Source organism: Janthinobacterium sp. UMAB-56, from assembly GCF_900095265.1.
Classification (GTDB): Bacteria; Pseudomonadota; Gammaproteobacteria; order Burkholderiales; family Burkholderiaceae_D; genus Janthinobacterium.
In genome coordinates this window covers 38,869-63,708 of sequence record NZ_LT607651.1, presented here as the reverse complement: position 1 = coordinate 63,708, position 24,840 = coordinate 38,869, and the positions used below count along the sequence as shown (strand labels likewise).

Annotated in this window: 21 protein-coding genes and 1 pseudogene; 12 read left to right on the top strand and 10 right to left on the bottom strand. The window is 63.8% G+C overall.

Annotated features, from left to right (window positions below; all coding sequences use genetic code 11):
• The 4 genes and pseudogenes from K0F85_RS28450 to K0F85_RS00290 form a co-directional block, all read left to right on the top strand.
• A pseudogene (locus K0F85_RS28450) lies at positions 1 to 286 on the top strand (hypothetical protein); the annotation flags it as partial.
• Positions 287 to 305: 19 nt separating this feature from the next.
• Positions 306 to 2,615 (top strand): SUMF1/EgtB/PvdO family nonheme iron enzyme, encoded by a 2,310-nt coding sequence (locus tag K0F85_RS00300; RefSeq protein ID WP_219114042.1) that lies wholly within the window; start codon positions 306 to 308, stop codon positions 2,613 to 2,615.
• 160 nt (positions 2,616 to 2,775) lie between these two features.
• Entirely contained in the window at positions 2,776 to 3,174 is a 399-nt protein-coding gene (locus tag K0F85_RS00295) for an OsmC family protein (RefSeq protein ID WP_219114041.1), read from the top strand.
• A complete protein-coding gene (locus tag K0F85_RS00290) occupies positions 3,171 to 4,073 on the top strand; it encodes a pirin family protein (protein WP_219114040.1) in 903 nt (300 codons plus the stop codon). Before K0F85_RS00295 ends, K0F85_RS00290 begins: the two co-directional genes overlap by 4 nt.
• A 77-nt stretch (positions 4,074 to 4,150) precedes the next feature.
• Here K0F85_RS00290 and K0F85_RS00285 read toward each other — a convergent pair whose 3' ends face one another.
• From K0F85_RS00285 to K0F85_RS00275, 3 genes are all read right to left on the bottom strand, one after another.
• A complete protein-coding gene (locus K0F85_RS00285; protein WP_257572424.1) occupies positions 4,151 to 4,489 on the bottom strand; it encodes a sigma factor in 339 nt (112 codons plus the stop codon).
• Positions 4,490 to 4,594: 105 nt separating this feature from the next.
• Positions 4,595 to 5,197, bottom strand: a complete 603-nt coding sequence (locus tag K0F85_RS00280; RefSeq protein WP_219114038.1) for a metal-dependent hydrolase — start codon at positions 5,195 to 5,197, stop codon at positions 4,595 to 4,597.
• Positions 5,198 to 5,587: 390 nt separating this feature from the next.
• Positions 5,588 to 7,153 carry an FHA domain-containing protein gene (locus K0F85_RS00275; RefSeq protein WP_257572423.1) on the bottom strand — a complete coding sequence of 522 codons (1,566 nt, stop codon included), beginning with the start codon at positions 7,151 to 7,153 and terminating at the stop codon, positions 5,588 to 5,590.
• A gap of 335 nt (positions 7,154 to 7,488) precedes the next feature.
• On the opposite strand from K0F85_RS00275, the gene K0F85_RS00270 reads away from it, so the two are divergent.
• Positions 7,489 to 7,908, top strand: a complete 420-nt coding sequence (locus tag K0F85_RS00270; protein WP_219114037.1) for a DUF2177 family protein — start codon at positions 7,489 to 7,491, stop codon at positions 7,906 to 7,908.
• Here the strand turns inward: K0F85_RS00270 and K0F85_RS00265 are convergent.
• The 3 genes from K0F85_RS00265 to K0F85_RS00255 all read right to left on the bottom strand — a co-directional run bounded on the left by K0F85_RS00265 (position 7,889) and on the right by K0F85_RS00255 (position 10,079).
• On the bottom strand, positions 7,889 to 8,839 hold the full coding sequence (locus tag K0F85_RS00265) for a PP2C family serine/threonine-protein phosphatase (RefSeq protein ID WP_219114036.1): 951 nt from the start codon (positions 8,837 to 8,839) through the stop codon (positions 7,889 to 7,891). The two genes, K0F85_RS00270 and K0F85_RS00265, sit on opposite strands and share 20 nt — an antisense overlap.
• A 148-nt stretch (positions 8,840 to 8,987) precedes the next feature.
• On the bottom strand, positions 8,988 to 9,428 hold the full coding sequence (locus tag K0F85_RS00260) for a glycine zipper 2TM domain-containing protein (protein ID WP_077406162.1): 441 nt from the start codon (positions 9,426 to 9,428) through the stop codon (positions 8,988 to 8,990).
• A gap of 120 nt (positions 9,429 to 9,548) precedes the next feature.
• Positions 9,549 to 10,079, bottom strand: coding sequence for a GNAT family N-acetyltransferase (locus K0F85_RS00255; protein ID WP_219114035.1), 531 nt, complete (start codon positions 10,077 to 10,079; stop codon positions 9,549 to 9,551).
• 176 nt (positions 10,080 to 10,255) lie between these two features.
• Here K0F85_RS00255 and K0F85_RS00250 point away from each other — a divergent pair, with 176 nt between their 5' ends.
• Together K0F85_RS00250 and K0F85_RS00245 are read left to right on the top strand one after the other, a co-directional pair.
• A complete protein-coding gene (locus K0F85_RS00250) occupies positions 10,256 to 11,704 on the top strand; it encodes a M20/M25/M40 family metallo-hydrolase (protein WP_219114034.1) in 1,449 nt (482 codons plus the stop codon).
• Positions 11,705 to 11,759: 55 nt separating this feature from the next.
• Positions 11,760 to 12,665, top strand: a complete 906-nt coding sequence (locus tag K0F85_RS00245) for a LysR family transcriptional regulator (RefSeq protein ID WP_219114033.1) — start codon at positions 11,760 to 11,762, stop codon at positions 12,663 to 12,665.
• A gap of 85 nt (positions 12,666 to 12,750) precedes the next feature.
• On the opposite strand, the gene K0F85_RS00240 is transcribed toward K0F85_RS00245, so the two are convergent.
• The 4 genes from K0F85_RS00240 to K0F85_RS00225 all read right to left on the bottom strand — a co-directional run bounded on the left by K0F85_RS00240 (position 12,751) and on the right by K0F85_RS00225 (position 18,904).
• The gene (locus tag K0F85_RS00240; RefSeq protein ID WP_219114032.1) at positions 12,751 to 14,196 is read right to left on the bottom strand and encodes an MFS transporter; all 1,446 of its coding nucleotides are present in this window, start codon (positions 14,194 to 14,196) and stop codon (positions 12,751 to 12,753) included.
• A gap of 122 nt (positions 14,197 to 14,318) precedes the next feature.
• Positions 14,319 to 15,647, bottom strand: a complete 1,329-nt coding sequence (locus tag K0F85_RS00235) for a hypothetical protein (RefSeq protein ID WP_219114031.1) — start codon at positions 15,645 to 15,647, stop codon at positions 14,319 to 14,321.
• 130 nt (positions 15,648 to 15,777) lie between these two features.
• Positions 15,778 to 17,907: a hypothetical protein gene (locus tag K0F85_RS00230; protein WP_219114030.1), complete on the bottom strand. Its 2,130-nt coding sequence runs from the start codon at positions 17,905 to 17,907 to the stop codon at positions 15,778 to 15,780.
• Positions 17,908 to 18,046: 139 nt separating this feature from the next.
• Positions 18,047 to 18,904, bottom strand: coding sequence for an MBL fold metallo-hydrolase (locus K0F85_RS00225; protein WP_219114029.1), 858 nt, complete (start codon positions 18,902 to 18,904; stop codon positions 18,047 to 18,049).
• A 186-nt stretch (positions 18,905 to 19,090) separates the two neighbouring features.
• On the opposite strand from K0F85_RS00225, the gene K0F85_RS00220 reads away from it, so the two are divergent.
• From K0F85_RS00220 to acnD, 5 genes are all read left to right on the top strand, one after another.
• Positions 19,091 to 19,327: a hypothetical protein gene (locus K0F85_RS00220; RefSeq protein ID WP_219114028.1), complete on the top strand. Its 237-nt coding sequence runs from the start codon at positions 19,091 to 19,093 to the stop codon at positions 19,325 to 19,327.
• A 123-nt stretch (positions 19,328 to 19,450) separates the two neighbouring features.
• The gene (locus K0F85_RS00215; RefSeq protein ID WP_219114027.1) at positions 19,451 to 19,699 is read left to right on the top strand and encodes a hypothetical protein; all 249 of its coding nucleotides are present in this window, start codon (positions 19,451 to 19,453) and stop codon (positions 19,697 to 19,699) included.
• Positions 19,700 to 20,067: 368 nt separating this feature from the next.
• Positions 20,068 to 20,955, top strand: a complete 888-nt coding sequence (gene prpB / locus K0F85_RS00210) for a methylisocitrate lyase (RefSeq protein WP_010399154.1) — start codon at positions 20,068 to 20,070, stop codon at positions 20,953 to 20,955.
• Between the two features lie 75 nt (positions 20,956 to 21,030).
• The gene (prpC, locus tag K0F85_RS00205; protein ID WP_219114026.1) at positions 21,031 to 22,185 is read left to right on the top strand and encodes a 2-methylcitrate synthase; all 1,155 of its coding nucleotides are present in this window, start codon (positions 21,031 to 21,033) and stop codon (positions 22,183 to 22,185) included.
• Positions 22,186 to 22,208: 23 nt separating this feature from the next.
• A complete protein-coding gene (gene acnD, locus K0F85_RS00200; RefSeq protein WP_219114472.1) occupies positions 22,209 to 24,803 on the top strand; it encodes a Fe/S-dependent 2-methylisocitrate dehydratase AcnD in 2,595 nt (864 codons plus the stop codon).
• Positions 24,804 to 24,840: the final 37 nt, after the last annotated feature.

Below are 24,840 nucleotides of genomic sequence, written 5' to 3'. Positions count from 1 at the left end.
CGATGCGCTGCGCATGGCGCAGGACAGCGTGGCGCAGGAGCGCAACTACCTGGAAGGCCAGGCGGAACGTGAACGGCGCCAGCAGCTCGACTTGATCAACTTGCAAAATGCGGCGCACGCGCATGGCCTGTCGGCGCAGGCGCAGCTGGGCGTGGCCGTGGCCCAGGCGCTGCAGCCCGGCGCCGCCGGCGCGGTAGCGTTGCGCTGCAAGAATGGCCATGCACAGCGCGCGGGCCATCCCGAAGATAAATTCTGCGCCGCTTGCGGCGTCGCCCTGCAGCCTTGATGGAAGCGTTTCACCCCCGATGATGCAAAAAGCACGAGACAAACTGCGGGAACTGCGCGCCCTCCACGACGACGGACTGCTCAGCGAACAGGAATTTGAACGCCGCAAGAACGCCATCCTCGACGCCGAGTACGCGCCGCCCGGCGCCGCCCCTGTGGCCGCACCGCTGCCCGTGCGCCAGGGCACGGAACTGGGCTTCATGACGGGCCAGGAAATCGGCCCGCAAAACCGCCGCTACCGGCTCGAACGGCTGATCGGCACGGGCGGCATGGGGCAGGTGTGGCAAGCCACCGACCTGGCCACGCACGCCGAATTGGGCAGCAGCGAAATGGTGGCGCTGAAGATATTGCCGCCGCAGCTGACGCAGAGCGCCACGCACGCGAAATTGCTGATCGAGGAAGCCACACAGGCGAGAAAACTCGCGCATGAAAACATCGTGCGCGTGTATGAGTGGGCGCAGGATCCGGCCACGGCCAGCTATTTCATCATCATGGAATGCCTCGATGGCGAGGACCTCGAGCACTTTCTGGCGCGCGAGGGCGCGCTGCCACTGTCGAGCGTGCAGCAAATGCTGCAGCCGGTGGCCGACGCCCTGTCGTATGCGTGGGAAAAACACAAGCTGGTGCACCGCGATATCAAGCCGGGCAATGTCTTCCTGACGGCGAAGGGCGACATCAAATTGCTCGACTACGGCATCGCCTCGCGCGTGCGCAATGCGGACAGCAGCCTGGCACTGGAGACGCCGAATGCGGGCACGCACGGTTATAGGGCGCCCGAGGCAGGCGCCAACCAGCGCCAGCCCAGCCCGCGCCTGGACGTGTATGCGGTGGCGGTGATGATTTACCAGATGCTCGAAGGACGCATGCCCTTCGACGATGCGCGCAGCGCCAGCCATTTGCCTTCAAAGCCGCCAGCGCTCAACGCGCAGCAGTGGCAAGTGCTGCAGAACGGTTTTTCCTTGACGCCAGAACTGCGGCCGTTATCGGTCCAAGGCTTGCTGGAAGGGCTGGAGCGCGCCGCCGGGCCGTCACCCGAAGAACTGGCGGAACAGGCGCGCCAGCAGCAGGTGCGCGCGGCGCAACAACAAAAGCAGGCGGCGCTGGCCGCCGAACAGGCACGCGAGGAAGAGATCAAGCGGGCCCGGATACGCCAGGAGGAACTGGACCAGCGCCGCAAGGCGGAAATCCAGGCGGCCGCGCTGGAAAAGCAGCGGCAGGACAAACTGCGCCGCGAACAGGAGGCGCAGCGCCATTTCGAAGCCGAAGAGGCGCGCAAGCTGCGCAAGGAAGCGCTGCGCGGCCAGTTGCGCGCGCGCCGCGAAGCCGATGCCGCCACGGCCCTGCAGGAACATCAGGAGTTGCAGCGCAAGGCCATCGTCGCCAAGGCGGAGGCGGCCTATCGCGCCGAGCAGGAACGGGCGCGCCGGGAAGAGGCCAGCCGCGCCGCCGCATCCGTCCCTGCGCCGGCATCGCCGCCGGCGCCAGTGCCGGAAGATGTGGAACCGGTGGCCAATGCCGAAGGCATCTTGCGCGATGACTTCCTCGATGGCGCGGGGCAGGGACCGGAACTGGTGCTCATTCCCAGCGGCCGCTTCCAGATGGGCGCGCACGAGACGGAACACAAGGCGGCCATCCAGGCCGGTTCGCAACAGGCCTGGCTGGAGCGCGAGAAGCCGCAGCACTGGGTTGGCATCGAGCGCCCGTTCGCGCTGGCGCGCCACCCCGTCAGCGTGGGCGAATGGCGTGCCTTCGTCAAGGCGACCGACTGGGCGGGCGGTTCCGAAACGGACTGGGACAATCCCGGTTTCGTGCAGAGCGAGCAGCACCCGGTGGTCGGCGTGAGCTGGAATGACGCGCAGTTGTATCTGGCGTGGCTCTGCGAGCGCACGGGTCGGCAGTACCGCTTGCCCAGCGAAGCGGAATGGGAATACGCCTGCCGCGCCGGCACGCGCACGGTCTTCAACGTGGGCGACACGATCAGCACCGAGCAAGCCAATTATGACGGCCTGTATGTCTACAACGGCGGACCGCGCGGCGTGTACCGGGGCGGCACCACGGCGCTGGGTACCTTTGCGCCGAATCCCTGGGGCCTGTTCGACATGCATGGCAATGTGTGGGAATGGGTGCAGGACGTGGTGCATGACAATTACGAAGGCGCGCCCGTCGATGGCAGCGCCTGGGAAGAGGGCAGCGACAGCAGCCGGCGCATCCTGCGCGGCGGCTCCTGGCTGTACCACCCGCGCTACCTGCGCTCGGCCCTGCGCAACGGTTTTTCCACCGTGCTGTCGAACGATATCGTGGGTTTTCGCGTGGCGCGCACGCTCGATTAGGCCGCCACGATGTATGGCTTTGTCGCGCCGGACCTTGGGAAGGGGGACGCAGACGGTCGACGCCCTGTTCCGTATCAAATGACCAGGTAGCAGGGGAGCAGGCTGCGCAAAGCGGGCAAACGGTGTAAATTGTGGCTTTCCAAACGTAGCAAGGAACGCCATGACCATCAAAGCCATCCGCGACCAGTCGCAAGCCATGCGCCACATCGTGCACGTGCGCGATCACATCATTTCCGCCGACGCCTCGGTGGCGGAAGGAGGCGCCGATGCCGGCCCCTCGCCGCATGACCTGTATGACGCGGCCCTCTCGGCCTGCAAGGCGCTCACCGTCGTCTGGTACGCCAAACACAAGGGCATTCCCCTGGAACACGTGGAGGTGTCGACCGAGCGCGATGCCAGCGAAGAGCGCAAGGGCGTGTACCGGCTGGCCGCCACCCTGCACCTGACCGGTGACTTGAGCGATGCGCAGCGCCAGGAATTGCTGGCCGCAGCCGGCAAATGTCCGCTGCATAAATTGATGACGGCTGTCACCACTGAAGTGACGACGGTGCTGGCATGAGCGCGGCCATCCTGAAAAGCCACGAAAAGGACCTGGGCGGCGGCTTCGTCGTGCGCCGTTTGCTGCCCTCGGCCGTCAAGCAGGCCGTCGGACCGTTCATTTTCTTTGACCATTTCGGCCCCATCGACGTGGCGCCCGACGCCAACCACGACGTGCGCCCGCATCCGCATATCGGCCTGGCCACCGTCACCTATCTGTTCGAGGGCGCGATCGACCACCGCGACAGCATCGGTTCCAATCAGCGCATCGAACCGGGCGCCATCAACTGGATGACGGCCGGGCGCGGCATCGTGCATTCCGAGCGCACGCCGCACGACCTGGCGGGCCAACCGCACCGCACGCATGGCTTGCAGCTGTGGGCCGCGCTGCCGAAGGCGCATGAAGAAGATGAACCGAGTTTCACGCACACGCCGCAGGCCGATATTCCCGTCGTGCCGCTCGATGGCGCCGTGGTGAAAGTGTTGATCGGCACGGCCTTTGGCCAGACGTCGCCCGTGCGCACCTATATGCAGACCTTGTACCTGGATGTGGCGCTAGAGGCGGGCCAGGCGCTGCGCCTGGAGGGCTTGCCGGCGGAAGCGGCGGTGTATCCGATCAGCGGGGAAGTGCTGCTCGATGGCGTGGCGCTGGCGCCGCACACCATGGCCTTGCTGGAAGTGGGCGCCGTGCAAGCGGGCGCTGTGCCGGTGGTCACCGCAGGCAGCGGTCCCGCGCAATTCGTCGTGATCGGCGGCGAGCCGCTGGACGGCCACCGCTTCCTGTTCTGGAATTTCGTCTCGTCGAGCAAGGAGCGCTTGTCGCAGGCGGCCGACGACTGGAGCGCCCAGCGCATGGGGCAAGTGCCCGGTGAGACGGAATTCATCCCGTTGCCGAAGGCACCCCTGCGCCCGGCAACCTGACAGCGCTTAGAAGCGCGCGCAAGGTCAGTTGCGCCTTGCGCGGCTCGCCATAGCAATTGCTCCAGCCCGGCGCCACTTCACCGCTGATTTCCGCATCGGCTCCTGCACTGCGCATCTTGCCTGTCGAGAAATAGCATTCCGTGCCATTCGAACAGGTATTGATCAGGTCGAGCTCCGCGCGGTTGCGCTGCCGATGTTGGCTCGGCTTGCTGGGCCAGCGCTTCCAGATAGCCGCGCGTTTCGCGCAGGGGCGCCGCCTGGCGCTTGCCCAGCAGGCGCAAGAAGGTGTCTTGCGCCAGGTCGGCCGCCTCGGCCCGGTTGCCGAGCTTGCCGCGCAGCCAGCCATACAGCCAGCCGTGGTGCTCGCTGTACAGGGTTTCCAGGTGGATGGCATGGATGGGACTGACCGCACTCACTGCGTTGTCCAGGCAAGGGAAGAGCTGGTCTGACGGAACGCGGGGTGCCGGCTGGCTGGGCTTTTTGAGAATGATACTCATCCTCACATTGCCACCGCACCGGCGTCAATTGGCGCCGTCGCCCAGGCGCCAGCGCAACTGCCATTGGTGCAGATCTGCCCAAGCGTGCTGCAGGGCAGTGGAGGACCAGTGCAGCAAGCCCTCAAACGCTAGTACGGTGCGCTGCCAGTGGATGCCGTCAAAAAACACGTGGTCGGCCACCACGGTGGCGGCCAGCCAGGCGGCGATGATGACGATGATGTCGTGGCGGCCGCTTTTCCACCAGCGCAGCGAGTGGCGGCGAAAGATCCACGGCACGCCCAGCGGATTGGGCCAGTCGGCCAGCAAATGCATGATGCCGCCGGCGGCGAAGCCGAACAGGGGCGGCGCCCACAGGTGGTGCGGCAAATGCAGGTAGGAGTAGACGAGCAGGGCGATCCAGGCCAGGCCCCAGTGGGTCCAGGTGCGGTGCGTGATCCACAGCCGGTGCGTGCGCGCCCACCAGGCCACTTCCAGCCAGTCGGGCGCTGTGCCGCCCAGTGCCCCCATGACAAAGGCGAGCATGCTCAGCACTTGATAGGGGCCGCCGGCGCCAGCGTGCGCGACCAGGGCTGCGGCGATCACGCCGGCAGCCCAACCGGTCGCATGATGCGCTTTGTTGGAAGCCATAGAAAATGTAAAACGCCGTGCGGGCGCTTTGTGAAATGCGAGGGATATTAACTGGATGAATATACAGTACGCAAGGGCGTGGAGGGGCGCTATTTGCAGAATATCTGCCGATAATTTGTTAAATTGTGTGTCGGAACGGCCTTGCCAGCGAACTCGGCATGTCATGTTGGCCGGTCAAGTGTGTTGTGCGGCTGATAATGTAATTGGCGCAGGGGGCGCTATGCTGAAAGCAGTCGCATGATTTGAGGAGGTATTGCCATGAAAATCCCGCCCGAATTGCAGATTCCCGCCATCGTGTTTACGCTGGAAGCGGTGTTTATAGTTGGACTGTCGATGATCTTTCTCTTGCTGGTGCCGCGCTAGCGAATAGCGCGGTGAGCGGAGGCGTGGTCAGGCGATCAGGGCATTGCTATCGCACAGCGCCGCACCCTCGGTGCGGATGATCCAGCATTCGGGATACGGTTCACTGGCGAAGCGCTTGTGCCGCGCGAAGCCGCTGAGTTTATCCAGGGCTGTGGCGGGTGCCAGCGCTGTTTCCTTGCCACTGGCGGTATCGAGGTGCCAGAAACCGCCATTGCGGTGGAACAAGACCGGAAGGCAGCTGGCCTGTGGGGTAGCCAGGTGGGTGGCCGGCGAAGGCTGGGCTTCCGGCAGCAGCAGGTAAAAGCATTCGGCGCGCGCGCCGTGGTCGATGCGGTGCAGGATCACGCCGTGCGCAAGCAGGGCCGAGACGCTGAGCACGACGATGCCCTTGATGCTGGCAGACAATTCGATGCGCATGCCCAGGCGCAGGGCGACGGGCTTGTGCTTGCCGGGCCATACGCCGTCGAGCAGCACGCCATAGCGCGACACATCCTCGATCTCAAAACCTTGCTGGCCGCGCCGGATGATGGCGTGGCGGCCTGACAGGCGGCGCGTCAAGCCATTGTTTTCCTGGCCGTCGGGACTGAAATGGCTGAGCAGCACATCGGCTTCCGGGTCCACCAGTTCGAAGCGGCCCAGCATGCATTCTTCCAGCGCGAACAGGCGGATCTGGCGCTGTTCGCCCGCTTCCGGCGCCGCATTGACGAGACAGGCGGCCTGGCTCGGGTGCGGATGGCAGTGGCTGGCGGCAGGCAGGTCGACTTCGATCAACTCCTCGTCCCAGGCGATGGTGGTAAACCCCATGTCGATCTTGCCTTGCGGGGCGGACAAATCGACGTGGGCAATGCCGGCATTGCGCGCCGTCACGTCGAGGTTGCAGCCATCGCCGCCCGTGACGCGGGCGATCGAGGCGTCGTCCGCCATCACGCGCACGTTCTTGTGCGTGCTGAGGAATATCTGGTGGATTTCCGTCAGGGTGGCGTCGCGGCGCGGCACGAGGATGACGAAGGTGCAGACCCATTTCTGCGCCACGGCACCGTTGACGTGGCTGTGCACTTCGACGTCGATCTGGTATTGCCCGTGTTCCTTGTTGCGCGAGGAAAACTCGACAAACACGGGACGCCAGTCGCCGCGCGTGGTGCGCACGAAATCATGCTGCACTTGGCCGCGCGGAATCAGGTCCGAGCGCAGGCGCAAGGTGAGTTGCGGCGCGCAGGCGGCGCTCATGCCGCGCAATTCCATTTTCAGGGTTTGGCGTCCGCCTGCCGCGCGGGGATCGAAGCCGCTGATGTGCAAATGGGCTTGCGCCAGTTGGTAGGTCGGGGGCGCCGCTGGCGGGGCCGCTGGCATGAAGGTCGGAGGTACGGCAGAGGCAGGCGCAGGGCGGCTCGCGGCGTGCAAGACAGCGTCATGGGCTGGCGCGTGCGGAAGCGCCGTTGCCGATGGCTCGGAACGGGCGCTGCGCAGTGCGGTCAACAGGGCGTAGCTGCTGGGGGCGGTCGTCGTTTGCGGGTGGTTGCCCGCGCAGACTGTTTCCCCAGGCAAGACCCAGAACGTACAGTGCGGGTGCTCCGGGTTACTGCATTTTTTCATGACATTCTGACTCGAATCGAGCGGGGAACTTTTTCCCTCTGTTATACATGAGAGCTTACGCGCTTTTGCGCCTGCTTGGCAACTTCCGCGGCGGCGCAACGCGCTCTTTTTGTCCAAATTCATGCGCCTGGTCACACTTCCTGATGCATGCCGTGGAAACTGTTTCTCAAAAGAACACTGTATATCTTTCTTGATATGTTATTTTGATACGTAATAGGTGCATACACTTCAAGGCGCGTATTTTTACGCCCGCGATGTGAGCCTGACAGGCTTTTGGATTATGCTGACGCAGCCACCCCCTTCTCACACACGCCGATTGACGCCGAAAGATGACCATGCCAGCCCAACGCCCACTTCAGATTGCCATCGCCTATGGCGCCACCTTGTGCGTATTTCTTGCTATCGATGCCCTGTGGCTGGCGGTGCTGATGCAGCCCGTGTACTCTGCAGCGCTGGGGCCGCTGCTGGCGGACACGCCCCGCTGGGCACCGGCTATCCTGTTTTATCTGCTGTACGTGACGGGACTGCTGGTCTTCGCCATCTTGCCCGGCCTGCGCGCGCGTCGCGGGCGCACGGCGGCAGCGCTGGGCGCATTGCTCGGACTGCTCGCCTACGGCACCTACGACTTGAGCAACTATGCGACGTTGCGCGATTGGCCGCTGACCTTGACAGTGATCGACATGGCCTGGGGAGCCGCCTTGTCAGCCCTGTCGGCGACGGCCGGTTATCTGGCGGCTAGCCGCCTGGGACGGTAAATTCTGCATCGAAGCGCAGCGCCAGCATGGTAATGTTGTCGCTATGCAAGCCTTGTGGCGGATCGGCGAGGAAATCGTCGAACAGGGCTTTGATGGCCTGTGCCGCCGTCTTGCCGGTACACAGGGCGGGCCAGCGGGCCGTGAGGGCCAGCGGGTCCTCGCAAGCCCAGAAACCGTCGCTGGCCAGCAAGTAGTGGGCGCCAGGGCGCACGCGCAGCACGCGACGGTCGCCCAGGTGGGCGAGGAAGGGCGGCAAGTTGGCCGCATCGAGGCCGCGCAGGGGCTTGTCGAGTTGCAAGCTGTCGCTGATGGCGTTGCCTAAAATAAAAGCCTGCGAGATTTGCGGGTGGTGCTCGCCGTGCACGGAGGCATGCCAGCGCGTCTCGTCGAGTGCGCCGCGCATGGCATATACGGTGGCCGGCACGTGGTCCACGGTGAGCACGCTTGCCGTCCCGTCGGCAATTTCATACAGGCGCGAATCGCCCACGTGATACAGCAGCGGCGCCTCGCCGGGCGGTACTTCCAGCAAGGTCAGGGTGGTGCCGGGCGGCCGCGCCTGGGCGGGCGTGCTCCTGGCGAAACCGTCCTGCAAGCGCGTATGCAGCGCGTCGAGCCTGGCTGCCAGGCTGGCCGTATCGAGGCAGGCAGGCATGGCCAGCAAGCCTTGCACGGCCGCTTCCGCCGCTTCGCGCCCCTGGCCGTGGCCGCCCATGCCGTCGAGCACGGCGGCGCGCACATGGCCGCGCGGCCAGCCCGGCACCTGGCAGTGGAACGGCGCCTGCTGCGACAGGCAGACGGCGTGGCCGCTGGCATCGATCAGCAGGTAGTTATCCTGGTTTTCGCGCCGCTGCATGGGGCCGGCGCCCACGCTGGTGCCGGCGGCGGCATCGAGCCAGGGGCCGAAGTCGAGCTCATCTTTAGTTAAATGCATCGGGTGGTGCGGTCCAGGCGGCCAGTAATATTGATCATAGGACTCAGCTTAGCCGATATTGTGCACGGGCGATACCTTGCCTATCTTGCAAAAAACCTGCGGCAGCAGGCTGGCGCAGGTTTTTCATGGTGCAGGTGCAGGACGGTGCTTAACGGCGATGCCCCCAGCCGTGGCCACGGCCATGGTCATAGTAGTCGCGGCGGCCATGGTCGCGGTAATAGCCGCGCCCCGGTTGCACGTAGACGACAGCCGGCGGGCCGTAGTAGCGCGGTGGCGGCGCGTAATACACCGGTTGCGGGGCAGGGGCGTAGTACACGGGCTGCGGCGCAGGCGCATAATAGGTTTCGCGGTAGCCGCCGCGATAGCCGCCACGGTCATAATAGCGGTCATTCGTGCTGATGCTGTTGCCGACGGCGGCGCCTAGCACGCCACCGACGATCGCGCCATTGCGGCCACCGGTGCTGTTGCCAATGGCCGCTCCGACGACGGCGCCTGCAACGGTATTGAAGTCGCGGTCACCGGCGACTGCGGCCGAAGACACAGCCACTGCCGCTACCATTACCGCACCCAGGAGTTTCTTGTTCAACATGGCATTTCCTTCCATTCCGGCGAGATCACAATGATCTGCATGAACTGGACTATATCTGCTGTCGCCAGCTTGTTCCATGGCTAATACAACTTCTTACATTCCTGCCCCGATGGTAACAAGTCAGCGCATGCGCGCCTGCCATTCGGGGCGTAGCAGGCTGTACATTTTGACATCGCGCATCACGCCGTTGATAAAGAAGGCCTGGCGCATCAAGCCTTCCACGGTAAAGCCGTTCTTTTGCGCAATGCGCTCGGAACCGATGTTCAATGGGTCCATCAGCAGCTCCAGCCGGTGATACGCATAGGCCTTGAACAGGTAGTCGACCAGCAGGCGCGTCGCTTCGCTGATGTAGCCCTGTCCGTCCCGCTGCCGGTCGAACAGGCGGTAACCGATCTCGCGCGAGGCTGGCGTGCGGCTCTTGAAATGGGTGATCGTGCCGATGATGTGCTGGGCCTTGTCCTCGATGAGGAACAATTCGCTGTCTTCGGTGACAAAGCCCGATTGCAAGAAGTCGCGCCGCATGGCCTCGGGCGACTTGAATTGCATGGAAAAAAACTCGCCGCGCGAGGGCAGGTCGTTGACGAGGGAAATATAGGTGTTCAGGTCGGCGGCCTGCAAATGCCGGACGGTACAGAGGGTTCCCTTGAGCATGGCGGTATCCGGTAGCGATCACGATCTGCATGGTAATCGACTCTGGTGGAAAGAGGCAATTGATCGCGTAAAAGTTGCTGCAATGACAGAATAAATACGCTATCGTAGAAAAAGTCGCGCCTTGCCCATGGCCACGGCGTACCCGCTTCGACCTTGTAGACTGGAACTGAAATCACATGCATAGCATCCTGACAGGCGCGCCGCTGCGCCTTTCCGCATTATCCCTTGCCCTTGGCTGTATCGTCAGCGCCGGCGCCTTTGCCGCCGCGCCGGGCAATACGCCGCAAGCGCTGGCGCAGGTGCGCGACACCGCGCTGCAAAGCGACTGGGCGTATGCGCGCCTGGCAGATATGACCGATTTGATCGGCCCGCGCCTTTCCGGCTCCGCCGGCGCAGCTGCCGCCGTGCAGCAGGTGGCAGACGCCATGCGCCAGCTGGGCGCCAGTGTCACCTTGCAGCCCGTGAAAGTGCCGCACTGGGTGCGCGGCGTGGAAACGGCGGAAATCGTCGACTACGCGGGCCGTCCGCAGGGCGTGTCGCAGCGCGTGGTGCTGACCGCCCTGGGCGGCTCGGGCGCCACGCCGGCCGCCGGCCTGACGGCGCCGCTCATCATCGTCAAGAGCCTGGAAGAACTCAAGGCGCGCGCGGCGCAAGTGAAGGGCGCGATCGTGCTGATCGACACGCCGTTCGACCAGGAGATGGCCGAGCGGGGCCTGGCCGGCGTGACTTACGGTCAGGGTTCGCGCTTGCGTTTCAATGGACCGAAGGCGGCGGCCGACCTGGGCGCGGCCGCCGCGCTGGTGCGCTCGATCGGCGGCGCGAACTTCCGCATCCCGCATGCGGGCGCCACGGGCCTCGATGAGAACAAACGCATACCCGCCGCCGCCGTCACGGTGGAAGACGCCTTGCTGATCGGCCGCCTTGCCGCGCGCGGCCCGATGCAAATGCATCTGACACTGACGCCGCAAAACCTGCCCGAGGCGGACAGCTACAACGTGATCGCCGACTGGCCGGGCACGGACAAGGCAGATGAAGTGGTGGTGGTATCGGGTCACCTCGACTCCTGGGACCTGGCCACGGGCGCGCACGACGATGGCGCCGGCGTGGTGGCGGCCATGGGCGTGGTGGAAACGCTGAAAAAGCTCGACTACCGTCCGCGCCGCACCATCCGCGTGATCGCCTGGATGAACGAAGAAAACGGTGGTCGTGGCGGCCAGGCCTATTTCGAGGCGCACAAGCAGGCGCTGGGCAAACAGTATGCGGCCATCGAGATGGACAGCGGCGCCGGCCGCCCGTTCGGCATCCTGGCCAGCGTGGGGCCGAAGTCTGAAAAGCTGTTTGCACCCCTGCGCGCCGTCCTGCAGCCGATGGGCGCGCACGCGTTTACGCGCCGCGACGCACTGGGCACGGGCGATTTGCACCGCCTGGAAACGGGTGGCGTGCCCAGTTTCGAGCCGCTGGTCGACAGCCACAGCTACTTCCACTACCACCACACGCCGGCCGACACGCTGGACAAGGTCGACCCGGAAAACCTGAAGCGCAACGTGGCGCTGATGTCGTCGCTGGCCTGGTTCCTGGCCAATATCGATGGCGAGATCGGTCGCGCGCCGGAGCAGGGCGAGTAGGCGCTGGTGGTGGCGCCAGCAACTCGGCGTCTGCAATTCAAGCCAAGGTAAAACCATGTCGCTACCCGATCTGAACCTGTTAATCACCCTCGATGTGCTGCTTGCCGAAGGCAGCGTCACGCGCGCCGCGCGGCGCTTGCGCCTGAGTCCATCGGCCATGAGTCGCGCCCTGGCGCGCCTGCGCGAGACGACCGGCGATCCGCTGCTGGTGCGTGCCGGGCGTGAACTGGTGCCCACGCCGCGCGCGCTGGAATTGCGTGAGCGGGTGGGCCACCTGGTGGGCGAGGCGCTGGCTGTGCTGGGGCCGGCGCAACGGCTCGATCCGCGCCAGTTGGCGCATACATTCACGCTGCGTTCGAGCGACGGTTTCGTGGAAAATTTCGGTCCGGCGCTGCTCGCGCATATCGGCGCGCAGGCGCCCGGCGTGCGTCTGCGCTTCGTGCAAAAGGTCGACCGCGAAAGCGTGCTGCTGCGCGAGGGCAGCATTGACCTGGAGACGGGCGTGATCGGCAGTTTCACCAGCCCGGAAGTGCGCACGCGCAGGTTGTTCAGCGACCGGTTCGTGGGCGTGGTGCGCAGCGGCCATGCGCTGGCGCAAGGCGAGATCAGCGCCGAGCGCTACGCGGAAGGCGGGCATGTGCTGGTGGCGCGGCGCGACCAGGATACGGGACCGATGGACGACGCGCTGGCCGCCCTGGGACTGCAGCGCACGATCGCCAGCATCGTCGGCGGCTTTTCGGCGGCGCTGGCGCTGGCCGCCGGCTCGGACCTGATCGCCACCGTGCCGGAACGGCATACCGGCAACCTGCGCGCCGGTATGTTCAGCTTTGCGCTGCCACTGTGCATGCCCGACCTGACCGTATCGCTGATGTGGCATCCGCGCATGGACGCCGACCCGGCCCACCGCTGGCTGCGCGGCTGCGTGGTCGATGCCTGCGCCGGCCGGATCAACTCAGGCTGATACCGCCGGCAGCAGCTTGCCGGTGCGGCAGGCCAGGGCCAGTAGCAGTAGCGGGACACGCAGGAACGGGATCGCGCGGCGCGCATCATTCGCGTTCTCCTGCCCTGCTCAGGGTGCGGCCGAGCGCGAAAATGGCCAGCGCGGCGAGTATCAGCGCGCTGGCCACGGCAAAGCTGGCGTGCATGCCACGGATCATGGCGGCTGGCTGGGCGCTGACGATATCGCTGGCGCTGGCCGCGAAGATGGCGCCCATCACGGAGGCGCCCGTGACGAGGCCGAGATTGCGCGACAGATTGAGCATGCCGGAGATGAGGCCGCGCTGATCGGCAGCGATGTCGCCCATTACGGCGGTATTATTGGCTGCCTGGAACAGCGCGTAGCTGGACGTGAGCAGCATGATGGGCGCGACGTAGCCGGGGATGCCCAGGCTGGCCGGCAGCAGGGTCAGTGCCAGGCAGGCGCCGGCCGCGCCGCACAGGCCCGCGCCGCCCATGCGCTGCGCGCCATAGCGGTCCACCAGCCAGCCGGAGGGCACGCCGCAGAATGCCGCCACCAGCGGCCCGGCCGCCAGCACCATGCCGGTGATGGCCGTGCTCAGGCCCAGGCCGCGCGCGAGGTAGAAGGGACCGACCACCAGCGTCGACATCATGACCGTCGACACCAGCATGCTGGTCGCCAGGCCGGCGCTGAGCACGGGCGCACGCAGCATCGCCAGGCGTATCAGCGGCGCCGGCGCTTTCAGTTCCACGTAGGCGAACAGGGCGCCGCCCACGCAGGCGGCCAGCAGCAGGGCCACGTTGCGCATGCCGAACTGGCCGCGTCCCAGGGTCATGGCCAGCGCATAGGCGGCCAGAGTCAGCGCCAGTAGCAGGGTGCCGCAGTGGTCGAACACGGGCCGTTTGGCGTGCGCGCCGCGCTGGTCCGCCGGCAGGAAGCGCCAGGCCATCAGCAGGGCCACGCCCGCCAGCGGCACGTTGACGAGGAAAATGGCCTGCCAGCCGAAGCGGGCGATCAGCAAGCCACCCAGCGCGGGGCCGAGCGTGGTGCCGACGGCCGACATGGTGCCGAGCAGGCCCATGGCGCTGCCGGTCTGCGCCTTGGGCACGGTGCTGCCGACAAAGGCCATGGTCAGCGCCATCATGACGGAAGCGCCCAGGCCTTGCAGGGCCCGCGCGGCGACCAGCAGCCACAGGCTGGGCGCCAGGGCGCACAGGATGGAGGCGAGCGCAAACAGCGCGATGCCGGTCAGCAGCAGGCGGCGCCGGCCGACCAGGTCGCCGAGGCGGCCCACGCTGACGATCAGGGCAGTGATGGCCAGCAGATAGGCCAGCACGATCCACTGCACATCCTGGAACGGCGCGTGCAGGGCCCTGGCCATGTCGGGCAAGCCCACGTTGGCGATGCTGGTGCCCAGCGCGGGCAGCAGCATCGCCATTGACAGGCTGGCAAGCGCGCCGCGCACGGGCATTGTGACGCTACCGGCCTGGGTGGCTTGCTGGTCGGGCGGGACGGGTTTTGACGGTGAATGCATGGCGTGGCTGATCCTCGAATAGGGTCACCACATGGTACTGAGGGATCCGGCATGGCGGAAGACGCATCATTTGCATTGTGTTATTGCGTCCGACGCCATGTGACGAGTGTAGACTTCGGATTTTAATCTGAGTAGCCCTGCATATCGTGCGCCGCATCGTGGCGGATGCCCCACCATGGCAGATACGCATGGTTTTCGCCGCGCGCGCGGAACCATGGCTTGTCGAGGGCTATGGGCCGGATTTTGTCCGGTGGCGCGACCAGCACGCCCGTGACGCTGGCAGGATCGCTGGTGCCCGCCACCAGCACCGGCTTGCCGACGTGGTTCGCATGGGAGATACCCAGGGCGACATTGGTTAGCGCCGTGCCGGCGCCCATTTCACCCAGCAGTGCCGGCGTATTGAAGGTCTGCCGCAGGAAGTCGAAGCCGGGCACTTCCAGCATCAGCGCGTGCGCCAGCTGTCCCAGGCGGTCGGAGGAGGTGGGCCGGATATTGTTGGCGTCGTGGATGACGTAGCCGATGTCGGCCTCGGTCTTGCCGCCAAGGCGCGCCGCTTCGGAAAATACGGCCTGCCAGGCTTGCACGGCGCGCGGGGGCTTGTCCATGCTCAGTTCAAAATCGGCCACATTCTTCGTGGCCGGATAGCCTATCCACGCCAGCGCCGCCCGCTCCGTCTTGTAATCGGGGCCGGCCAGCACGAGCAGCACCAGGTTTTCATTGATCTGCATGGTTTTCGGCCGGCTCGGCGCATCCCAGTTCATGACCCACACGGTTTGCTGTGGATGCGCTTCCAGGTAGGCCAGCGCCGCTTGCAGGGAGACGAAGCCTGCATTGTTGCCGCCCAGGGTGATGCGCACGTCGGGTGGCGTGGCGCGGGTCCAGAGGGTGGGGAAATTGACATTGCCGATGCTGAAGGTGTTGGTGATGGTTTGCTGCGTGAATTGGTGTACTTCTGCCAGATCGAATTTCCCTTCAGGCAGGGCATATTCGACGCGGATGCCTGCCAGTTCGCGCCAGTTCTGTTTTTTATCCTTGGGATAGACGTGGTAGAAGTAGGTGGGGCTGGAATAATAAATGTCGTGGAAATTGGTCATCAGCTCGCGCAGATACTTATGGTGATAACCCTTGAACGTTTCCCTGCCATTGATATCGTGAGCAATGGGGGCGACGGCCTGCAAGGTGCTGAAGCCCCTGGGATCCGTCCTGACCATATCGTCATTCTTGTTGGGCTTGGCCAATCCCAACGTCCATAGCAGCTGCCACTCGGTCGGATAGTCGAGCCGTTGCAGTGGATTGAGCCATTGCAGGCCCACCACTTGTGCCCGGAAGGGAGCATGGGTCGTGTTTTTTGGGAGATCGTCTTCCTTCTGCACAGGTTGCACGGCGCAGGCCGTCAATAGCGCAAACAGGGAGAAAGCGGCGAGCATGGGTAACGCCAGGAACTGTTTCATGAGTTCTCCAGGTGAATGGATAGTCTGGTGACCTGCATAGCTTTGCCAGTTGATCCAGAGCGCAAGGCAAATGACAATGAAAGATGTGGCGAGCGCACAGGCCAGTCGCTGGCGTGGCGTGACAATGAACTTACGCACCGTCAGTCCTCAGTGCAAAGTTGGTGGAAGGGTCGGCAGGCCTGGCATTCTGGCGCTCGTCAACGATGCTTTTTGGTTTTCTGGCAGGGCTGTCTTTGTCATTTGCCCATGTAAATAAAGATACATTTTTAAATGTCCCATTGTCGTAGTATTCAAAGAACTCTCCAGACTCGAAAGATGAGCCTTTCAACAGGCTCCAATCCGCCGCGACCCTTAATTCGCGCAACGCCTCCTGCCTGATCGTGCACACGCCCACCGCCACGTCATACGCCAGCGCCTTCTGCGCATGCGCGGGATTGGTCATGATGGTCGAGTGATCGGTGGCGTGGGTGTCGATATTGGCGGCCAGGTAGGTCTGGATTTCGTTTTTGCGCCAGGCATTGAATTCCTTGGAAGCCTCCTCCGGCTTGTCCACCGCCGTCACAGGCTTGCCTTTTTCGACCCAGCCGTCACGCCTGGCCTGCATGCGCAGCATGCCATTTTGTTCGTAGCGCAGCGCCGCCTCGGCTTGCGCATCGCCCTTGCCTTGGGAACGGTAAGGCGCGTACGCGTCATCGGCTTCGGCGGCGCGGTCCTTGTGCAGGGAGTCGGCCGGGGCATCGCAGTCTTCGTCAAATCGTTCGCTGGTATCGGCAAAGCGCTTCGAGTGTGGCAGGAATGCCTCGGGCAGCTTGGGCGCCTTCATCGGCAGCAGCCAGGACTTGGGCGGCAGGGCATTGATGCGCGTGCCAGCAGCCTTGGCAAGAATGATGACGATGGGCGCGAACAAAAAGGTCAGTATCTTGCGCCCGACGCCTTTGCTGGCCCGCATGCCCTTTTCGATAGAGTACTCGGCGACCAGCGAACGCGGGTGCCAGAAATCGAGGCTGTCCGGCGTCAAGGGCTGGCCATTGCGCTGCCAGATATCGTAGTCCTTTTCATTTTCCAGGCCGACAAGGTGATTTTGCGCAAACACGCGCTGGGTGAAGACGCCGTCTCCGCCCGACTCGGCAATTTCCTGCGCCGACATGCCGCGCCAGCCTATGCCCTGCACGGGCGTGGCGGAAATCACCTGGTCATGCGGATTGAAATACAGGGTGACCCGGCCATAGGTGGAGCCATGCAAACCGTAGTCTGCGCGGTCGAACGCGGCCGTATAGCTGTGCTTGCGTTCAGGCTTGTGATTGGCGCTGCACTCGTCGACAAAGGCGGCATCCTGCTGCATTGCCGAACGGTTGCGCAAGATGTTGAAAAACGCTTTCAAGGTTTGCGTGCGGGCTTCATACTTTTGCCGGCCCGTATTGCCATGCTCATCCTCCAAATGGCCGCTGACCCAGTTTTCCGTGAAATTGCTATCGAGCAGGCTGTAGGGTGGATTGCACAGCACATAACTGTCGGCCACGGCGGACGGCCCCAGCGTTTCGCCGAGAAAGGCGGCCGCCATGGCCACCATATTGCCCTGGCTATGGCAGACGATGGTGACGGGTGCGTCGTGCTGGCACGCCCTGATCGATTGGACGAGCCGCGCCAGGCGCCAGGCGGCAAACACGAAATACGGGCGCGGCGGGCAGGCATACACTTGCCGGTCATTCGTCGGGTTCATGTGCTGGATATGCATCCACAGGAACAGTTCTTCCGACAAGCCCTGGCTCCACAGGTCAGGCAGGGCGCTGCAGCCGTTGGCGAACGGCCCGCCGCCCCAGTAATTCTTTTCGTTGAGGTAGATGCCGTCGCCAAATGCCTGCAACTCTTCGCCGTTGGCCTTGTAGCCCCAGCGAAAGCGGATTACGGGTGAATTGGCATCGTCTGCCAGCAAGAAGGTGGTGGCGTTGCGCTTGGGATTGAGGAAACCGTCATCCGTCAATTCGCGTGCGTAAGTGGCGGCCTTCATCTGCCCGGAGGCCGGGCCGGGGATTACCAGGTCCTCATCGCGGCGCTTCAGGCGCGCATTCAGGCCTGCGCACAGGCCTTGTTCGGCCTGCTCATACCATTCGCCGTCGGAATTGACGCCGTGCACGAAGATGACGATGCCGGGACGCGGCAATCGCGTGACGGCCTTGAGCAGCGCGTGGCTGAACAAGGTTGTGCCTTCGGCTTCGGCCAGCAGTATGCAGTCGGCGCCTGGCGTGTCGTCGGAAACCATGCGTGCGTTCCTTCGGTGTTAATCAGGAAAAAGCGGCGCCCAAGTGAACTCAGGCAATCTGCACTGTAAGCGGATTGCCCGGGGGAGAACTTGCGTGGTGTCAAGAAAAGCGGTGCGGCGGGCCGAAGCGCCGGGGAAATCAGATCGCGTTCAGCGGTATTTTCAGGTAGCGCACGCCGTTTTCTTCCGGCTCGGGCAGCTTGCCCGCGTTGATATTGACCTGGATGGCGGGCAGGATCAATGTCGGCATGTCCAGGGTGGCGTCGCGGCCCGTGCGCATGGCCACGAATTGTTCTTCCGTGATGCCATCGCGCAAGTGGATGTTGCTGGCGCGCTGTTCGGCCACCGTCACTTCCCAGCGCGGCGCGCGGCCGTTGGGCGGATAGTCGTGACACATGAACAGCCGCGTTTGCGGCGGCAGCGCCAGCAGGCGCCGCACGGAGCGGTACAGCAGGGCAGCGGAGCCGCCGGGAAAGTCGCAACGGGCCGAACCCACGTCCGGCATGAACAGGGTGTCGCCCACGAAGACGGCATCGCCGATCTGGTAAGCCAGGTCGGCCGGCGTATGGCCGGGCACGTGCAGCGCGCGCACTTCCAGCTTGCCGATATGGAACACCTGGTCGGGCGCGAACAGCTGGTCGAACTGCGAGCCGTCGGCCTTGGCGTCAGCCTGGTGGTAGACGGCGGCGAACGCCTGCTGCACCGTCTGGATGGCGGCGCCGATGGCCACATCGCCGCCCAGCTGCTGCTGCAGGTAGGGCGCGGCGGAAAGATGATCGGCGTGCGCGTGGGTTTCCAGCAGCCAGCGGCACTGCAAGCCGTGTTCGCGCACGAAGGCGATCACCTTGTCGGCCGAGGTGGTCGACGTGCGGCCCGCCTTGGGATCGTAGTCGAGCACGGAATCGATGATGGCGCAGTCCCGGCCCTCCGCTGCGTACACAACATAGGTGACGGTGGCGGTGGCAGGGTCGAAGAAGGCTTGGATTTGTGGAGTCATCACGGCGGCAAGGAACGGGCAAGGAGCGGACAGGGATGGGCATTATATCGCCAGAGTCCGCCAGAAAATGCTGCAAATTGAGATTTGACATGCGAAAAACAGATAAGTGACCAGGCCATGCGCGCCACTACCGTGCGCACCCTGACGCTTGCAGCATGGTAACCTCATTCTCTCAAGGAGGAATTCATGAACGATCTCACTGTACGCAGCGAACAGTACCGCGGTTTTACGATTTCGGTGACACCGCAGAAAGACAATGACGATTTATGGGATTTTACCTACCGCCTGCAGCGCGAAGGCGAATCCGAGGCGCAGGCGATTACGCGCAGCCGCACCCTGGGCGGTTATGCGGCACCCGAAACGGCTTGCACGGCTGGGGTGGAAGTGGCCAGGACGGAAGTGGATAATCTGCTGCGTCCTTGAGCCAGGGTAAATCGTTTAGCCTGAAAATGAGTCTGGCGACGGCCGGCGCGTGAAACTCGTCGCGGCCGGCTGCGCTTCATGCTACGATTTCCACTATTGAGTCAGTCACGAAGGAGGCACCCCATGGAAGGCAGTTCTAAAATTCACTATAAAGGTTGGGAAATCGTCCCCCTGGCCGTGCCCACCACCGATGGAAAATGGTCGGCCAGTTGCGACATCGAGCGCGCCACCGCGGAAGGCCTGGAAGTGTTCGAAGGCTCGACCATGCAATTCGTGCGCGACGATGAGGAGGGCGCCATTGCCGCCGCCTGCGAAGAGGCCGTGCGCCAGATCGACAACATCATCGCCAATCCTCTGGTGCGCCTGGCCTGAGTTTCTATTCCCGTAGTCTTGGTGTTCCCGCAGCCGGCATTCGCCGGCTGTTTTTGTTTTGCGCGTTGCTGGCGCCACGTCAGCCTGCTTCCCTCCTTGCCGGTCAGCACTGTTGCATGTTTCAATGAGTTGTTTCAAAATGGAATAATGAAACAATATTGAAACGCTGCACAAGTCAAACGTTACATCGCTGTTCCCTAGCGGGACAGCCCTGCAGCAGCGCTCGCTGGCGTATTGCCCCCGGCTTTCACTCTGCCATCACGTGTTTTTCGCCGTGCCACCCTGGCCTGGCACGGCATTTGCAATAGTGATGCTCATAGCCACTCCGTGAAACATTCGGGACCGTCCGAAACCCATAAGGTGAACACATGACTCAATACTCCGCAGGTGCCGCATTCCGCAAGGCCGTCCAGGAAGAATCCCCGTTGCAAGTCGTCGGCGCCATCAACGCCAACCACGCCTTGCTGGCCAAGCGCGCCGGCTATAAAGCCATCTACCTGTCCGGCGGCGGCGTCGCGGCCGGCTCCCTGGGTTTGCCCGACCTGGGTATTTCCAGCCTGGACGACGTGCTGACCGATATCCGCCGCATCACCGACGTGTGCGACCTGCCGCTGCTGGTCGACGCCGACACGGGCTTCGGCTCGTCCGCCTTCAACGTGGCGCGTACGGTGAAATCGATGATCAAGTTTGGCGCGGCCGGCCTGCATATCGAAGACCAGGTGGGCGCCAAGCGCTGCGGCCACCGTCCAGGCAAGGAAATCGTCAGCAAGGAAGAAATGGTCGACCGCATCAAGGCCGCCGTCGATGCGCGCACGGACCCGAACTTCGTCATCATGGCGCGCACCGATGCGCTGGCCGTCGATGGCCTGGAAGCGGCATTGGAACGCGCCGTCGCCTGCGTCGAGGCGGGCGCCGACATGATCTTCCCGGAAGCGATCACGGACCTGGACATGTACGCCACCTTCGCCAAGGCCGTCAACGTGCCGATTTTGGCCAATATCACGGAATTCGGTTCCACGCCCCTGTTTACCTTGGACGAACTGCGCAGCGCCCACGTGGGCCTGGCCCTGTATCCGCTGTCGGCTTTCCGCGCCATGAACAAGGCGGCGGAAAACGTCTACCGCGCCCTGCGCCGCGACGGCACGCAAAAGAACGTCGTCGACACCATGCAGACGCGTATGGAGTTGTATGAATCGATCAACTACCACGACTTCGAACAAAAGCTCGACGCGCTGTTCGCCGCGCAGAAAAAATAATCACCTATACAAGAGCGGGCCGTGGGAGGCCCAGGCCCGCCGCACTGGACTGACAATCATCTTCTGGAGAATACAATGACCGCACCGCAAGCCGCCACTTTCAAGCCTAAAAAATCCGTCGCCCTGTCCGGCGTCACTGCCGGTAATACCGCGCTGTGCTCGGTCGGCAAGACCGGCAACGATTTGCACTACCGCGGCTATGACATCCTGGACGTGGCCGACAGCTGCGAATTCGAGGAAATCGCTTACCTGCTGGTGCACGGCAAGCTGCCGACGTCCGCTGAATTGAAAGGCTACAAGGCCAAGTTGAAATCCCTGCGCGGCTTGCCGTCGGCCGTCAAGCTGGCGCTGGAAGCGCTGCCGGCCGCCGCCCACCCGATGGACGTGATGCGTACCGGCGTGTCCGTGCTGGGCTGCACCTTGCCGGAAAAAGACGACCATAACGCGCCGGGCGCGCGCGACATCGCCGACCGCCTGATGGCGTCGTTCGGCTCCATGCTGCTGTACTGGTACCACTACAGCCATAACGGCAAGCGCATCGAAGTGGAAACGGACGACGACTCGATCGGCGGCCACTTCCTGCACCTGCTGCACGGTGAAAAACCGTCGGCGTCGTGGGAAAAAGCCATGCACACCTCGCTGATCCTGTATGCGGAACACGAATTCAACGCGTCGACCTTCACCAGCCGCGTCATCGCCGGCACGGGATCGGACATCCATTCGGCCATCACGGGCGCCATCGGCGCGCTGCGCGGCCCGAAACACGGCGGCGCCAACGAAGTGGCGCTGGACATCCAGAAGCGCTACGACAATGCCGACGAAGCGGAAGCCGATATCCGCGAGCGCGTGGCCAACAAGGAAGTGGTGATCGGCTTCGGTCATCCCGTCTACACGATTTCGGACCCGCGCAATAAAGTCATCAAGGAAGTGGCGCGTTCGCTGTCGCAGGAAGCCGGTTCCACCAAGATGTTCGACATTGCCGAGCGCCTGGAATCGGTGATGTGGGAAATCAAGAACATGTTCCCTAACCTGGACTGGTTTTCGGCTGTGTCGTACCACATGATGGGCGTGCCGACGGCGATGTTTACGCCGCTGTTCGTCATTTCGCGCACCTCGGGCTGGGCCGCCCACATCATCGAGCAGCGCATCGACAACAAGATCATCCGCCCGAGCGCCAATTACGTGGGCCCGGAAGACCTGGAATTCGTGCCGATCAAGGACCGCAAATAATGAGCGCAGCGATGACTACCCCGATGAACACCTTGCACCGCAAGCCCTTGCCGGGCACCCAGCTAGACTATTTCGACACGCGTGCCGCCGTCGATGCAATCGAGCCAGGCGCCTACGCCACCTTGCCCTACACCTCGCGCGTGCTGGCCGAAAACCTCGTGCGCCGCTGCGACCCTGCCACTCTGAACGCTTCGCTGAGCCAGTTCATCGAACGCCGCCGCGACCTCGATTTCCCGTGGTTTCCCGCCCGCGTCGTCTGCCATGACATCCTGGGCCAGACGGCCCTGGTCGACCTGGCCGGCTTGCGCGACGCCATCGCGGCACAGGGTGGCGACCCCGCGCTGGTCAACCCGGTGGTGCCCACGCAGTTGGTGGTCGACCATTCGCTGGCCGTCGAATGCGGTGGTTTCGATCCCGATGCCTTCGCCAAGAACCGCGCCATCGAAGATCGCCGTAACGAAGACCGTTTCGACTTCATCGACTGGACCAAAAAGGCGTTTAAAAACGTCGACGTGATCCCGCCGGGCAACGGCATCCTGCACCAGATCAACCTCGAGCGCATGTCGCCCGTGATCCAGGTGCAGGATGGCGTGGCCTATCCCGACACCCTGGTGGGCACGGATTCGCATACGCCCATGGTCGACGCGCTGGGCGTGATCGCCATCGGCGTGGGCGGCCTGGAAGCGGAAAGCGTGATGCTGGGCCGCGCCTCGTGGATGCGCCTGCCCGACATCATCGGCGTCAAGCTGACGGGCAAGCCGCAGCCGGGCATCACGGCCACCGATACCGTGCTGGCGCTGACGGAATTTCTGCGCAAGCAGAAGGTGGTCTCGTCCTACCTGGAATTCTTTGGCGAGGGTGCATCGCACCTGACGCTGGGCGACCGCGCCACGATTTCCAATATGGCGCCGGAATTCGGTGCCACGGCCGCCATGTTCTACATCGACGCGCAAACCATCAAGTATTTGAAACTGACGGGCCGCGACGACGAATTGGTGAAACTGGTGGAGCTGTACGCAAAAGAGACTGGCTTGTGGGCAGACAGCCTGGTCGACGCGCAATACGAGCGCGTCTTGAGCTTCGACCTGTCGTCCGTCGTGCGCAATATCGCCGGGCCATCGAATCCGCACAACCGTGTGCCGACCTCCGAATTGGCCGCGCGCGGGATCTCTGGCGTGGTGGAAAACGAGCCGGGCAAGATGCCGGACGGCGCCGTCATCATCGCCGCCATCACCAGCTGCACCAACACCAACAATCCGCGCAATATGATCGCCGCCGGCCTGATCGCGCGCAATGCGAATCGCCTCGGCTTGGCGCGCAAGCCGTGGGTCAAGTCCTCGCTGGCGCCCGGCTCGAAAACCGTGGAACTGTATCTGCAGGAAGCGGGCCTGCTGCCTGAACTGGAACAGTTGGGCTTTGGCGTGGTGGCGTTTGCCTGCACCTCGTGCAATGGCATGTCGGGCGCGCTCGACCCGGTGATCCAGGACGAAGTGGTGTCGCGCGACCTGTACGCCACGGCCGTTTTGTCAGGCAACCGCAACTTCGACGGCCGCATCCACCCATACGCGAAACAGGCTTTCCTTGCCTCGCCGCCGCTGGTGGTGGCGTACGCGATCGCCGGCACCATCCGCTTCGACATCGAAAAGGATGTGCTGGGCATCGCCCCGGACGGCAAGCCAATCCTGCTCAAGGATATCTGGCCGTCCGACGAGGAAATCGACGCCATCGTTGCCTCCAGCGTCAAGCCGGAGCAGTTCCGCAAGGTGTACATTCCGATGTTCGCCGCGCAGGCGGACGACGGCATCAAGGTCAGTCCCCTGTACGACTGGCGCCCGCAGACGACGTACATCCGCCGGCCACCGTACTGGGAAGGCGCGCTGGCCGGCGCACGCCCCTTGAAAGGCATGCGTCCGCTGGCCGTCCTGGGCGACAACATCACCACCGACCATTTGTCGCCATCGAACGCCATCATGCTCGATAGCGCGGCCGGCGAATATCTGGCGAAGATGGGCTTGCCCGAGGAAGACTTCAATTCCTACGCCACGCATAGGGGCGACCATTTGACGGCGCAGCGCGCCACGTTTGCCAACCCGACCCTGAAAAACGAGATGGTGATCGAAGATGGCAAGGTGAAGGCAGGTTCGCTCACGCGCATCGAGCCGGAAGGCACGATTTCGCGCATGTGGGAAGCCATCGAGGTGTACATGGAGCGCAAGCAGCCCCTGATCATCATCGCCGGCGCCGACTATGGACAGGGTTCCTCGCGCGACTGGGCCGCCAAGGGCGTGCGTCTGGCCGGCGTGGAAGCCATCGTGGCCGAAGGCTTCGAGCGCATCCACCGCACCAACCTGGTGGGCATGGGCGTCTTGCCGCTGGAGTTTTTACCAGGCGTGAACCGCAAGACCCTGGGCCTGGACGGCAGCGAAACCTACGACGTCGTCGGCGAGCGCACCCCGCGCTCCACCCTGACTTTGCTCATCCACCGCAAGAACGGCGAAACGCTCGAAGTGCCTGTCACCTGTCGCCTCGACACGGCGGAAGAGGTGTCTATTTACGAGGCGGGCGGCGTTCTGCAACGCTTCGCTCAAGATTTCCTCGAGTCGTCCAAGGCGGCGTAAGCCGTTCGTCATTCACCGGGTGCGCGCAGGCGCGCGC